This is a genomic window from Kaistella montana (assembly GCF_024436175.1).
GTDB lineage: Bacteria > Bacteroidota > Bacteroidia > Flavobacteriales > Weeksellaceae > Kaistella > Kaistella montana.
Map to the genome: position 1 here is coordinate 837,582 of NZ_JANFQP010000001.1, position 14,814 is coordinate 852,395.

Below are 14,814 nucleotides of genomic sequence, written 5' to 3' on the forward strand. Positions count from 1 at the left end.
TAGAAAATTCGCAAACCAAAAGTTTAAAATCCATTCGTTATTATTTTCTCATTATCTTGTGGTTTATCAGTAAACCAAGGGGTTTATCATTATAAAAGCCCTTAACAAACTTTAACCAAAGTAAATTTCCTCAATTCAGTAATATTTAGGATATTTGCGCATTATTTTTAAAAATAGAGAATGAAAAAAATTTTTGTATTACCTCTCGTTGCAGCCGGATTTTTCCTCAATGCGCAATCGGTTGGTAATTCTCCTTACGCTGCCTTCGGAATCGGGGATGTGAAGTATGATAACACAACTGATGTGAGTGCGATGGGCGGCATTTCTACTGCATATATCTGGGACTTCAACAATAATTTTAATTTCAGTAACCCTGCTGCAAATAAAAATTTAGAACTTACTACCGTAAAAATTGAAGGAACTAATGAGAATAATTTCTTCAAATCGAATTACGATAACATGAATGTTACCAAACATTCTACCTATCTTTCAAATATTGCAGTTGCCTTCCCTATTTCAAGTAAAATAAAATTTGGTTTAGGTTACCAACCTTACAGTTCTAAGAAATATTCAGTTCTTTCCCAGGAAACTTTAACTGATGGTACCGTCAAAGCAAATCTTTTCCGTGGTGAAGGAACTTTGAGTACCGTACAAGCTGCATTTTCTTATCAAGTTTCTCCGGAATTGGGATTTGGTTTCAGAACGAATTTCTACTTCGGAAATCTTTATGATATTAATGAGCTTACTTATTTAAATGCAGATCTTATTAATGGCTACGAGACCAAAAACAAAATAAAAACATTTAATTTTACCCTTGGTTCTGCTTACCAGAAAAAACTCGCTAACGACAAAAAACTTACTCTAGGAGCTACTTATACTTTTGGTACTACCGGACAAATGGATACCAATTATACCAACAGTACCTATTATTATGTTGATAATGTTAACAAGACCAACATCAGCATCATCGACCAAGATTTCAGTTCAGACAAAAACCTTATTCCTATGGAATTCTCATTAGGAGCTGGTTACGGTCATGATACGAAATGGTTTGTAGGAACTCAGTTTGATTTCAAAAAAGGTGAAACCATTCAGTTTTTAGGGCAACCTTTTGCTAACCAAAATTCTTACAAAATTGCAGCAGGTGGTTGGTTTTTACCAAATTACAATAACTTCAGAAACTATTTCTCTAGAGTTGTTTATCGTTACGGAGCTTATTACGAAAAAGGAAATCTTGCGATCAACGGAACCAATATCAACCAGTTTGCTTTAACCGGCGGCGTTACTTTACCTTTCGAAAATCGAAATGTGAACAGAATGAGCGGGATTGATTTAGGAATAGAAATCGGAAAAAGAGGAACTTTGGATAACAATATGATTCGCCAAAATTTTATTAACCTTAAAGTCGGAATCAATTTTGCCGATAAGTGGTTCATAAAACGTCTTTATGATTAAAAAATGAAGTTTTTCAAACAAATAATACATCAAAATATAGCCGCCTTTTTGGGTTGTGCTATATTTTTTGGTTTAATTTCTTGCGACGAAGATCTTACTCAAGTCAATAAAAATAAAAACACCAATTTTCCTTCACAAATCATTAATAATGCAAAGATTGTTCAGCGCGATTCGGGGATGGTAAAGTTACGCGCTACTGCGCCGTTGATTGAAAAATACGAGTTTATCGATTCGCCGTATATTGTAGCGAAAAAAGGAATCAATATTCTTTTCTACGATAAGAAAAAACCAAAAATTCCTGGAAAAATCAGTGCAAAATATGCCAAGTTTAACGAAAAAAAGAAGTTCTACGAAGCAAAAGGAAATGTGAGAATCATCACCAACGAAAACCAGATTTTCGCCATGCAATCGGTGTATTGGGATCAGATAAAAAGAGTAATTTATACTTCAGACACTGTTTTCGTGACTGATAAAGACGGCTCTACCCTTGTTGGCGCCAATGGAATGAAGGCCAAAGACGATTTCTCAGAATACACTTTCTACAACAATTCCGGAAACATTAATGCCAAGAAAATCCCCGAAAAAGGAAAATAATTTTTCGTAAATTCGGGAAAATATTTTCTATGACCTTTAACGCAATCGGATTAATGTCGGGAACAAGTCTTGACGGACTTGATATTTGTTGCGCAACATTCACCAAAGAAAATTCCCGTTGGAAATTCAAGATTCAACATGCGGAAACCCTTTCCTATTCTACAACCTGGGAAGATAAGCTTAGAAATTCCATTCATTTAAAACCTGAAGAACTTTTAGCTTTAAACTCCGAATACGGATTTTATTTGGGTGAAAAAGTGAAGGAATTTATCAACAAACATTCCTTAAAAAACATCGATTTAATCGCTTCTCACGGTCACACGGTTTTTCATCAACCACAAAAAAAATTTACACTCCAAATTGGCGACGGAAGAGCAATTAAAATTTTAAATAAAATTCCTGTCGTTTATGATTTTCGAAGTCAAGATGTTTTGATGGGCGGAAACGGTGCTCCATTGGTTCCGATTGGTGATGAACTGCTTTTTTCTGAATTTGATGCGTGCTTAAATCTCGGTGGATTTTCGAATATTTCATTTAAAAAAGAAGGAAAACGAATCGCTTTCGATATTGGTTCTGTTAATATTGTTTTAAACAAATTTGCACAACTTCTTCACCAAAAATACGATGAAAGCGGAAATATCGCCAAAAAAGGAAACATCAATCAAGAAATTTTATCATTATTAAATTCCATGGAATTTTACCAAAAAACGCCACCAAAATCTTTAGGAATTGAATGGGTGAATAAACATATTTTTCCAAAATTATCTAGCGAAACTCCCGAAAATGTTTTAGCAACTTTCACGGAACATGCTGCAGACCAAATTGCTAAAGTTTTCAATGATTTTAATTTAAAAAATGTACTATTTACGGGCGGCGGAACGTATAATACTTATTTATTGGAAAGCATAAAACGCAAAACCGAAACCGAAATCATTGTTCCTGAAAAAGGAATTATTGACTTCAAAGAGGCTTTAATCTTTGCATTGATGGGCGTTTTAAAACTCAATAATGAAATAAATGTGTTGAGTTCTGCCACAGGAAGTTCCGAAAATCATTCTTCCGGAATTGTCATTTAACCAAATTATGTAATAAAATAAAAATTTATGCAAATAGATATCAGAAAACTCTCCATTGAGGATTACGACGAATTGAAAGAGACCATGCTGAAAGCCTATCCCACGATGTCGGAAAGTATTTGGTCGAAAAAAAGTATCCAAAAACTATTGAAAATCTTCCGCGATGGTCAAATTTGCATTACTGTTGACGGAAAAATCGCTGCGGTCGCGCTTTCGCTAATCGTACAATATGAACTGTACGGAGACGATCATACTTATAAAGAAATTACAGGAAATTATACGTTCAACACGCATTCCGACACGGGAAATGTGTTGTATGGAATTGAAGTTTTTGTCGATCCGGAATACCGAAAATTGCGTTTGGCGCGCCGACTTTATGATGTAAGAAAAGAACTTTGCGAAACCCTGAATTTGAAATCGATCATGGTTGGTGGAAGAATTCCAAATTATCATCTTCACAGCGCTGAACTTTCGCCAAGAGCGTACATCCAAAAAGTGAGAAATAAGGAACTTTACGATCCGGTTTTAAGTTTTCAATTGGCAAATAATTTTCTACCAGTAAGAATTCTAAAAAATTATCTTCCAGAAGATTTACATTCCGAGGAAAATGCCGTTTTGTTGCAATGGAACAACATTTATTACAGTAAAAAGCCCAATACGATGCAGGATTCCGTAATCCGACTTGGGTTGGTACAATGGCAAATGCGACATTTCAAAACCATTGATGCGTTTTATGAGCAAGTTGAATTTTTCGTGAATGTAATGGCAGATTACAAATCGGATTTCATTTTGTTTCCGGAGCTTTTCAATACGCCTTTGCTTGCACCTTTTAACCATCTTTCGGAAAGAGAAAGTATGTTTAAATTGGCAGAACTTACCGAAGAAATTAAATTGAAACTTTCGGAATTTGCGATTGGTTACAACATTAATATCATCGCCGGAAGTATGCCGCTTGTGGATAATGGTGAACTTTACAACATCAGTTATTTGCTTCATCGCGACGGAAAAATTGATGAACACCGAAAAATTCACATTACGCCGAACGAGAAAAAATATTACGGCATGAAAGGCGGAAACGAAATAAAAGTCATCGATACCGATTGCGGAAAAGTTGGTTTGGTGATTTGTTATGATGTAGAATTCCCGGAACTGCCAAGGATTTTGGCAGATCAAGGGATGAAAATTCTCTTCGTTCCTTATCTTACCGATACGCAAAATGCATATACTCGCGTTCGTCATTGTGCGGCAGCGAGAGCCATTGAAAACGAATGTTATGTCGCGATCGCGGGTTGCGTAGGAAATTTGCCTGGTGTGAATAATATGGACATTCAATTTGGTCAAGCTGCGGTTTTCACACCTTCTGACTTTGCGTTTCCTTCGAATGCAATCAAAGGTGAAGCCACGCCAAATACCGAAACCACATTGATTGTGGATGTCGATTTGAATTTGTTGAAAGAACTTCATCATTACGGCGCTGTACGAACGATGAGCGACCGAAGAAAAGATTTATACGACACAATCAATCTGAATTCCGAAACAGAATAAAAAAAATCCCGAAGTTATTAATTTCGGGATTTTTTATGTTTAAATTATTAAAGTTTAAAATCAAGTTTTACATTGAAAAATCTACCTGTTAATCGAACCGGAACCGGATAATTGTAATTGGTAGAAACATCATTAATCCACTGATTTGCGACCGTATTGCTGATGTTAAATGCGTTGAAAATCTGAACTCCCAAAGTCAATTCTTTGAAATTCCCCCAAAAACCACCGTTTACTTTATTGTCTTTTTGATCAATGAAAACTTTGGATAAACCGATGTCAACTCTTTTATAAGAAGGCAAAGTTCTTTGATATTGATAAGGCGCAGAAAAATCAGGTTTTCCATTTTCGTCTAAAGAAATTGGCGTTCCGGAAGGCAATCCGTTGGCGTAAGTTAAAGTTAGATTTACTCGCATCGAAGGGAATTTCGGCATGTAATCTTGATAAAACATTGAAAAACGAAAACGCGGGTCGGTTGGTCTTGGAATGTATCCTTTTCCATCAATATTTTCGTAAACTCTTGCGTAACTCGCAGAAATCCAAGAATCAACTCCTGGAACAAACTCTCCGAATAATCTCGCATCCACTCCGTACGCGTAACCTTCGGAATTATTTTTCCCAGAATAACGAATTCTCACATTATCTAAATAGTATGGAATTAAGTTATCCATTTTCTTATAATACGCTTCAGTAGTGAGTTTGAAAGGTCTATCAACCATTCGGAATTCAAAATCATTCGACAAAATAACCTGCATCGAACGTTGGGATTTAATCTCCGAATTGAAATTTCCGTCTAAATCTTTAATCTCTTTATAGAAAGGTGATTGATAATAAAATCCACCAGAAATTTTAAACAACATATCCATATCCCAATCTGGTTTTATGGCAAATTGTGCTCTCGGTGAAATTATGGTTTCATCATTGAAATCCCAGTGAGAAGCTCTCACACCTGCGTTGACGAAAATTCGGTTAGTTCCCCAATAGAATTTTTTCGAAAACTGCGCGTAACCGGAAAATCTTGTCGGCTGAATATGATTGGAACCTGCAATGATGAAACGCAAACGCAAATCGGCTGCATTCAAAGTTCCCGGTGTTGTATAATCAATCGGAGTGCTGTATCCCAAAGAATCTACAAGTTGCCATTCGTTGGTAAGATCTTTCAAATCTTCTTTTTCAAATTTAACTCCGACTTCAAAATCGGTATTTACATCAGGAGAAAAACGAGATTTAAGTTGTGTTCCGTAGGTTTTCACCAATAAATCGTTTCTCGCATGATCGATTTGTCCGCCCACATCGTACGAAGTTATAGGTTCGCCGGTAATCGGATCGAAAGTTTGCAATCGATACGCCGAAGAAATCGAATAATATTCTCTTTCGCGGTTTTGATAAGCAAAATTATCTAAAGTAAATGACCATTTTTTGTTGGGTTTAAAATTGATTGATGCCGTTCCCATCATGTTTTTGTAGGCATCATCTTCTTTTCCGTCATAGAAAACAGTGAGTTTCAAGGGCGTTTGCAAACTTCCAAAATCTACTTCCTTTACTTTCGGAACCATTTCGTAATCGTTTTTGCTAAAATATCCGATGAATGAAATATTCCATTTGTCATTAAATTTATAATTAATATTCGACTGAAAATCCATGTATTGCGGATTAAAATCGGTATCTTCATTTAAAGTATTCAGAACCAAATTGGTATTTCTATAACGCCCGGAAAACAAAGCGGAAAGTTTCTTATTCTTGGAAGCAAATCCTGTTGAAAGTCTTCCACCGATTAAACTCGCTTCTCCTGAAACTTCAAATTTTGTTGGTTGGCGATAATAAATATTCAATGCAGAAGACATTTTGTCTCCATATTTCGCCTCAAAACCACCCGCAGAAAAGTTAATCGCCTGAACCATATCCGGATTGATAATGCTCATTCCTTCTTGCAAAGAATTTCGGATCAAAAACGGACGATAAATTTCAATATCATTAATGTAGATAAGGTTTTCATCATAGTTTCCACCTCTTACCATGTATTGCGAAGAAAGTTCGGTATTGGAATTCACGGAAGGCAAAGTCTTTAAAAGTCCTTCAACACCGCCGGAAAGCGATGAAACTTGTTGCGCTTCTTTCGCTGAAATTTCAATTGAAGTTAAATCCGTAATTTTTGGCTTCCCTTTTTTCTGAAAAACAACTTCCTGAATTTGCGATTCTCTTTCAGCTTTCACAAACAAAACATTGATGTTCTGAACTTTAGGATTTATTTTAATCGTTTTATTAAAACCTCTAAAACTTTGCTTTTCCACAGAAAGTGTTTGCTCCGAATTGGCAATTGGAATCTTCACAAAACCCATTTCATTGGTAATGAAATTCTGGTTATTATACGAAACATTGGCTTGTGAAACAGGAGTTCCGTTTTCGTCGAGAACCTTTAGACTTATTTGCGAAAATGCAAAAGCCGGCAACAGCGCAAGAAGTAAAAGAGTTTTTTTCAATGCGAATGATTTAAGTTTTTTAAATAATAAAAATTTATAGAATCGCTTCTCTCACTCTAGTTAATTTTTGAAGTAAATCTTCTAGTTTATCAAGTTGCAACATATTTGCGCCATCCGAAAGTGCAGTAGCTGGAGTTGGGTGTGTTTCGATGAAAAGTCCGTCTGCTCCTACAGCAATTCCTGCTTTGGCGATGGTTTCGATCAGTTCCGGACGTCCACCAGTAACACCAGAATTTTGGTTAGGCTGCTGCAAAGAATGCGTCACATCTAAAATTACCGGTGCATAATTTCTCATCGTTGGAATTCCGCGGAAGTCAACGACTAAATCGGTATATCCGAAAGAATTTCCTCTTTCGATAATCGCGGTTTTGTTGTTACCTGAATCAACCACTTTTTCCACAGCAAATTTCATGGATTCCGGAGAAAGAAACTGTCCTTTTTTCAGGGTAATACATTTTCCGGTTTTGGCTGCAGCCACCAACAAATCGGTTTGTCGAACCAAAAAAGCGGGAATTTGCAACACATCAACGTAATTTGCAGCTAAAGCAGCGTGTTCGTTTTCGTGAATATCGGTGGTGGTTGGAATATTGAAAGTCTCTCCTACTTTTTTCAGAATTTCCAAAGATTTTTCTTCACCAATCGTGGTAAAAGAATCTACTCGGCTTCGGTTAGCTTTCTTGAAACTTCCTTTAAAAATGTATGGAATTTCGAATTTATTAGTAAGTTCTACCACTTTTTCAGCAATTCTCAGCGCCATATCTTCGCCTTCGATGATGCACGGACCAGCAATAAGGAAGAAATTTTTGGAATCTTTGTGGTGAATGTTTTCTAAGTATTGAATCATGAATGAATTTTTGAATGTTTAAAACAAATTGAATTACAAAAATACGGATTTTTTTGATGTACCTATTTTTAAGTTTTGGCTAAAGCCGATTGATAGAGTTTAATAAAAAAGGCGGGCTAAAGCCCGCTCCTATTGATCTTTGTAGAATTAAAATTTCTTCACTATTTTTTCAATGGTATTCAAATTTCGGGAAGTAATTTGATCTTTCAACGATTTTTTTCCTAAAATTTTACCGAAAGCAGAATCTAAGGTATTGCCTTTTGAAACTTGCCAGTAGAAAATATTTTCAACAATTTGTGCATTTTCATTTTCTGCTTTTTGCGAACGATTAAATTCTTCCAAAAGAATTTTCTCAGAATTTTCAGTTCCGACAAAAGCGTAAATATGAGCATCATCCGATTTCTGAAACGGAGAATTTTCAAAAATAGCTTTCACTTCTTTTTCGGTTTTAATGAAAAGAAATGCTTCATAATTGAAATATTCCGACATGGCTTTTTCCAAAATAATTTTCAATTCAGAACTGAGTTTTTCAGAGGAAAAAAAAATGTTTCCAGACGCTAAAACCGAAGAAACTTCTTTCATTCCTGCATCGGAAAAAACTTTGCAAACATCCACCATTTTCATGAAAGTTCCGTTCACATTAACGCCACGAAGAAATGCACAAAACTTCATTTTACTGAGTTGCTTTCATGATGGCGTTTGTAATCTGACTTTCTTTTTCCTGAGAAAACGTAGAATCATAAGGATTCATCACATCGAAAAGATAAGTGTAGAAATGCGTAATTTTCTGTACTTTTTCAGCTTCTTTATACGCTTTTTCTTTGCCCATTGCTTGCAAATTTTTCGTAAAATCATTGAAACGCTTATCAATTGGTTCGATGGATTTTACCAAATAATCGTATCCCTTATTTTTTTGACCGATTTTGTTGTAAGCATCCGAAACAGCTGCAATTACCAAAGAATATTCCATTGGTTTGGTACGCATTTGCTTCGCGACGAAACGTTGTTCATCTGCGGAAAGACTGCTGTAATAATCGTATTCCGTAAAGATTCCTTTCTTGAGTTCTTCGGCCAATTTCAAGCCTTTTTGCTCCTGTCCGGAAACGATATAACCGTAAACTATTGAACTCAATGAACGTGGATCATCATATTTAGCCACCGGAATTTCTCTGGAAGCCAAATCTAAAACTTCAATTGCTTTTGCTTTTTGTCCGGAAAGCGCAAGCGCTTCTGCAGCGCGACTCGCGGAACTTCTGTAACTTACAATATTTTGGGTACAAGTTTCATCAAAATGAACGTTTAAATCTTTGAAATTTCCCCATTTGTAATTTTTAACAATATTGTATAGGGAATTAGCATCTACTCTACCCATTTCACCGTCTTCACGCTCCGGAGTATGGATAGGAACCAAACGGTAACTGAAACCATCATATTGCAAATAATCTCCCAAATAGAAAATATTTTCAGGATCATAAATTCCACCAGTGGAGAAATTAATTGGTCTTTTCCAATCGAAATTGGCAAGAATATCGAGCATCATCAAATTGTTTTTGAACATGCTATTGCTCTTATAATCGATGATGATTTGATCAACCGCTTGTGCGGCATCGTTAACATTCATAATTCCTGATTTCACCGCATTAGCTTTATTAACAGGTAAAATAAATTTAGAAACCGGAAGGAAATTGAATTTCTCGTATTTCTCTTCACCATAAAGCATTTTTAGGATTTGATCTTTGTCATCAGATTTTGTTTTGATGAAGTTCATTGCTTCTTTTAAGGTCATTGAATCCTGGGTAAGAAACTTTCTGAAACCTGCGAAAGCAGTATCAGGAGCTCCTTGATCCTTCAGATTTGCGAAAACATTTTCCCAATCATCTTTAGACATCAAATAGATCTGATCGTTGGTTCCGTCGCGGTAATCTTCATGTTTCAATATGGAAGGAACCGGCATCGAATTATAGGTTCTTCTTTTCACTTGATCGATGTTCCAAGGTGTTGAAAGCAAGGTGAAATTTACTACTTTCACGTCGTCTCGCAATCCGGAAGTTTCCTGCATTCCCCAAATTGGATAGGTGTCATTATCTCCATAAACAAAGAGAATGTCGTCTTTCGGTAGAGATTTTAAAGTAGAATATGCATAATCATAAGCGGTATATCTTTCGCTTCTGTCGTGTACGTTATAGTTCTGGAAGCCCATCATTAAAGGAATTCCCAAAAGAACAATTCCTGCAACGGTATTGACTGCATTCGATTTTATTTTTTCTTGAATAAACCAAAGAATCGCTGCGGCGCCAAGTCCGATCCAGATGGCAAAAGCGTAGAAAGATCCTACCATCGCGTAATCTCTTTCACGAACTTCGAAAGGTTTTACTCCGGTATAAAAAACAATTCCAACGCTGGTTAAAATAAACAATGATAAAATCGCATAAAACCTTCCGAAATCCTTATTGAGTTGGAAAAAGAATCCGATTAAACCAAGTAATAACGGTAAAAAGAAAAATGCAACCGTACTTTCATTTTTGAATTTTGCGGGCATTTTTCTTTGGTCTCCCCATAACGCATTATCGATAAATGGAATTCCGGAAATCCAGTTTCCGCGGTTGTTTTCCATGTGTCCTTCAAGGTCGTTTTGTCTTCCCACGAAATTCCACATCAGGTATCTCACGAAATAATATCCGTTTTGGAAAGTGAAGAAATAATCTAAATTTTGGCTTAAAGAAGGTCTTTGAACATTAATTAAATTATAAGGTTTTACTGAAAGATAATCTTCTGCTTTGATGCTTCCTTCCTCATATTTTTTGCGCAAATCATCAAAAATCTTTTTAGCTTCAGGGCTATCTGCAACATCTTCATTTGCATAATTAAATGAGAAATCTGGCGCTCCGTACATTGAAATATAGTTCGCCATCACATCTTTATCTTCGCTGAACATTCTCGGCATAAAACTGATATGGTCAGTGCTGTAGAGATAGTTAAAACGCTCGCCTACTTTTCGGTAAGATCCGGTTTGGACATCTTTTTCATACACATCGCCGGTTTTTTGGGTTTTATAACTTCCGTCTTCGTTTTTCTGAATTCCATTAGCATCCAAATAAGCGGTATAATTTTGACCATAAGAAGTTGGCCAATCACCATATTGTTCACGATTATAATAATCGAGCATTCCAATTGCGTTATCCGGATTATTAAGGTTCATTGGTGGATTAGCATTTGCACGAATCGGAATCACCATCCAACAAGAGAAACCAATAATCATGAAAATCACAGAAAGCGCAATCGTTTGATAGATTTTTTTACTTGATTTTTTAGCATATTTTAAAGCAAAATAACACATAGAAATCAAGATGATAAATGCGATAATCGTTCCTGAATGGAAAGGCAAACCGATACCATTGACAGCGAAAATTTCCATTTTCCCGAAAAGAGTCATAATCAATGGGAAAATTCCTTTAAAAACGATAGCTAAAATGATCAACGTAACCACATTTGCCCAAAGAAAACTTTTCCAAGTAAATTCGTAATTTCTGGCATAATAAATTAAACAAACTGCCGGAATCGCAAGCATTCCCATCATGTGAACCCCGATGGATAAACCAGTTACGAAGAATATTAAAATAATCCATCTTTCATTATCGGAATCGTGATATTCGTTTTCCCACTTGGTAATCAACCAAACAAGAAGTGCGATAAACATTGACGCCATCGAATATACTTCACCTTCAACCGCTGAAAACCAAAACGTATCTGAAAAAGTGAAACATAAAGCACCAATAGCACCTGCAAAAAGAATTGAAATTTCTTGGTGTGTAGTAATTTGATCGAAATCTTTATTAAGAAGTCTTCTTACCAAATGAGTAATCGTCCAGAAGAGAAAAAGAATCGTAAATGCACTAAAAAGCGCAGACATTGCATTAATTACCACCGAATAGTACTCCCCATTACCAAAGGCAAACATCGCTGCAACAGCGCCTATCAACTGGAAAAGCGCCGCACCCGGAGCGTGAGTAACTTCTAGTTTTACTGCAGAAGAAATATATTCTCCGCAATCCCAAAAACTGAAATTTGGTTCAATCGTTGACAAATAAGTAAAAAATGCAATAACGAAAATCACCCATCCTGTGAGGGTATTCCATTGTTTAAAAGACCAATTTTTCATATATAAAATTCAATCTTGCGAAAATAAGGTTTTTCATTTATTAACAGTTGATTTTAACAAAATTTAAATGAATATTCCTCATTTATTGTTCTGAAAATGGCACATTTTTTTGTTAATAAGTATAAATTTATGATACAAAAAAACAGATCTATTAAGATTATTTATTCTATTATTTTATTTTTAGTATTTTTGCAGACGGATTTATAGAGAAAAATGAAGAAAAATGACTAATGTTCACGATAATATTCTGGGATTAATAGGAAAAACGCCTTTAGTAAAACTAAATGCTGTTACAAAAGAAATTCCAGCCACGGTTTATGCCAAACTAGAATCATATAATCCAGGTCACTCTACCAAAGACAGAATTGCCATTCACATTATAGAAGCTGCCGAAAGAAAAGGCCTTCTAAAACCCGGTTCTACCATTGTAGAAACTACTTCTGGGAATACCGGTTTTTCAATTGCGATGGTATCTATCATCAAAGGTTACAAATGTATTTTAGCAGTAAGCAACAAGACCAAGAAGGAAAAAATCGCTTATCTGAAAGCTTTGGGTGCTACGGTATACATTTGCCCTGCAAATGTTCCTGCGGACGATCCTAGGTCTTATTATGAAGTAGCGAAAAGAATCGCTTCAGAAACGCCTAACTCTATCTATATCAACCAGTATTTCAACGAGTTGAATATTGATGCCCATTACCAAACAACCGGCCCGGAAATTTGGGAACAAACCGATGGAAAAATCACTCACCTTATTGCGTGTACCGGAACTGGCGGAACATTATCGGGATCGGCAAAATTCTTAAAAGAAAAGAATCCCAACATTAAAGTAATCGGTGTTGATGCTTCCGGATCTATTTTGAAAGGTTTCCACGAAACAGGAAAAATCAACAAAGACGAGATTCACCCTTACCAAATTGAAGGGATGGGAAAAAATTTAATCCCAACCGCATTGCTTTTTGATAAAGTAGATGAATTCGTAAGAGTAAACGATGAACTGTCGGCGTACAGAACTCGCGAAATCGCTTTGAAAGAAGCCATTATGGGAGGTTATACCACCGGAGCAGTTACTCAAGGACTTATACAATATGCCAATTCTCATGAGTTCTCCAAAGATGATGTGGTAGTTGCAATCTTCCCAGATCATGGTTCCAGATACATCACCAAAGTTTACAGTGATAAATGGATGGAAGAACAAGGATTCATCAATAATTGCGTTCATAATTACGATGAAGTTTTCAAAACAGAAATCATCAAGTAATTCATAAATAAAAAAAACAATAGAAAACCTTTTTGTATCGTACAAAAAGGTTTTTCATATCAAATTTTGTTAACTTTGTTCAATACTTAATTTTTTATTAAAATAAATACATAATGACAGATATTTTTGATCGATTACGACAAAACCCTGGACCTCTTGGCCAGTTTGCTGAATATGCAGAAGGATATTTCGTTTTTCCAAAATTAGAAGGACCAATCGGCCCAAGAATGAGATTTCAGGGAAGAGAAGTTGTTTTCTGGAGTGCTAATGACTATTTGGGACTTTGTAACCACCCCGAAGTTTTAGAAGCAGATGCTAAAGCAGCTGCTGAGTTTGGTATGTTCTATCCAATGGGAGCTAGAGCAATGTCCGGAGAAACTGAACAACATCAGCAACTAGAAAAAGAGCTTGCAGAATTTGTTGGTAAAGAATCAGCTTATCTTTTAAACTTTGGTTATCAAGGAATGGTTTCTACCATTGATGCATTGGTTTCTCGCCATGATGTTATCGTATATGATGCCGATTCACACGCTTGTATCGTGGATGGTGTACGTCTTCACATGGGTAAAAGTTTTACCTTTAAACATAATGATATCGCAAGTTTAGAAAAAAATCTTGAACGTGCAACCAAAGTAGCCGAAGAACAAGGCGGAGGAATCTTAGTTGTTACTGAAGGCGTTTTCGGAATGCGTGGAATGCAAGGTAAAATCAAGGAAATATGCGAATTGAAATCTAAATTCAACTTTCGACTTTTGGTGGATGATGCACACGGTTTCGGAACTTTAGGCGCAACTGGTGCTGGTGCTGGTGAAGAACAAGGTTGTCAAGATCAAATCGATGTCTATTTCTCAACTTTCGCTAAATCAATGGCTGGTTTTGGTGCATTTATCGCGGGAGATAAAGATATTATCGGAATTCTAAAATACAATCTTCGTTCACAAGTTTTTGCTAAATCTTTAACAATGCCAATGGTAATCGGAGGTTTGAAAAGATTGGATTTGCTACGTTCAAGACCTGAAATCAAAGCAAAACTTTGGGAAAATGTAAATAAATTACAAAACGGACTGAAAGAAAGAGGATTCAATTTAGGAAATACCAATACTTGCGTAACTCCTGTAATGATGCAAGGCTCAACTGTTGAAGCTACTCTACTTGTAAAAGATTTAAGAGAAAACTACGGAATCTTCACTTCAGTGGTAATTTATCCGGTAATTCCGAAGGGAATGATCCTTTTGAGATTGATCCCAACTGCATCTCACACCGATGCTGAAATTAACGAAACATTAGAGGCATTCGAAGCAATTCACGATAAATTAACTTCCGGTATCTACAAAGAGCAGGAACAAAAATTATTGGAAGAAAAAGGTTTGTCCTTTAAAGAATCATAGAATTATTCAAAAAAA

At 35.9% G+C, this 14,814-nt stretch carries 10 protein-coding genes; 6 read left to right on the forward strand and 4 right to left on the reverse strand.

Features of this window, described 5'->3' with window-relative positions:
- Positions 1 to 180 precede the first annotated feature (180 nt).
- The 4 genes from bamG to NOV28_RS03910 are packed head-to-tail and all read left to right on the forward strand — an operon-like array spanning position 181 to position 4,670.
- Positions 181 to 1,455 carry a BamG family beta-barrel-assembly machinery protein gene (gene bamG / locus NOV28_RS03895; RefSeq protein WP_255927763.1) on the forward strand — a complete coding sequence of 425 codons (1,275 nt, stop codon included), beginning with the start codon at positions 181 to 183 and terminating at the stop codon, positions 1,453 to 1,455.
- Positions 1,456 to 1,458: 3 nt separating this feature from the next.
- Positions 1,459 to 2,049, forward strand: a complete 591-nt coding sequence (lptC, locus tag NOV28_RS03900) for an LPS export ABC transporter periplasmic protein LptC (protein WP_255927765.1) — start codon at positions 1,459 to 1,461, stop codon at positions 2,047 to 2,049.
- Between the two features lie 29 nt (positions 2,050 to 2,078).
- A complete protein-coding gene (locus NOV28_RS03905) occupies positions 2,079 to 3,125 on the forward strand; it encodes an anhydro-N-acetylmuramic acid kinase (protein WP_255927768.1) in 1,047 nt (348 codons plus the stop codon).
- Positions 3,126 to 3,152: 27 nt separating this feature from the next.
- Positions 3,153 to 4,670, forward strand: a complete 1,518-nt coding sequence (locus NOV28_RS03910; protein ID WP_255927770.1) for a carbon-nitrogen hydrolase family protein — start codon at positions 3,153 to 3,155, stop codon at positions 4,668 to 4,670.
- A gap of 47 nt (positions 4,671 to 4,717) precedes the next feature.
- On the opposite strand, the gene NOV28_RS03915 is transcribed toward NOV28_RS03910, so the two are convergent.
- The 4 genes from NOV28_RS03915 to NOV28_RS03930 all read right to left on the reverse strand — a co-directional run bounded on the left by NOV28_RS03915 (position 4,718) and on the right by NOV28_RS03930 (position 12,150).
- Positions 4,718 to 7,147, reverse strand: coding sequence for a TonB-dependent receptor plug domain-containing protein (locus NOV28_RS03915; protein WP_255927772.1), 2,430 nt, complete (start codon positions 7,145 to 7,147; stop codon positions 4,718 to 4,720).
- Positions 7,148 to 7,181: 34 nt separating this feature from the next.
- Positions 7,182 to 7,991, reverse strand: coding sequence for a 3-deoxy-8-phosphooctulonate synthase (kdsA, locus tag NOV28_RS03920; RefSeq protein WP_255927774.1), 810 nt, complete (start codon positions 7,989 to 7,991; stop codon positions 7,182 to 7,184).
- A gap of 147 nt (positions 7,992 to 8,138) precedes the next feature.
- Positions 8,139 to 8,663, reverse strand: coding sequence for a DUF1697 domain-containing protein (locus NOV28_RS03925; protein WP_255927776.1), 525 nt, complete (start codon positions 8,661 to 8,663; stop codon positions 8,139 to 8,141).
- Position 8,664: 1 nt separating this feature from the next.
- Complete coding sequence (locus tag NOV28_RS03930) at positions 8,665 to 12,150, reverse strand: glycosyltransferase family 117 protein (protein ID WP_255927778.1); 3,486 nt, start codon at positions 12,148 to 12,150, stop codon at positions 8,665 to 8,667.
- A gap of 223 nt (positions 12,151 to 12,373) precedes the next feature.
- On the opposite strand from NOV28_RS03930, the gene NOV28_RS03935 reads away from it, so the two are divergent.
- Both NOV28_RS03935 and NOV28_RS03940 read left to right on the forward strand, forming a co-directional pair.
- The gene (locus tag NOV28_RS03935; protein WP_255927780.1) at positions 12,374 to 13,411 is read left to right on the forward strand and encodes a PLP-dependent cysteine synthase family protein; all 1,038 of its coding nucleotides are present in this window, start codon (positions 12,374 to 12,376) and stop codon (positions 13,409 to 13,411) included.
- Between the two features lie 113 nt (positions 13,412 to 13,524).
- Entirely contained in the window at positions 13,525 to 14,799 is a 1,275-nt protein-coding gene (locus NOV28_RS03940) for an aminotransferase class I/II-fold pyridoxal phosphate-dependent enzyme (protein ID WP_255927782.1), read from the forward strand.
- Positions 14,800 to 14,814 lie beyond the last annotated feature (15 nt).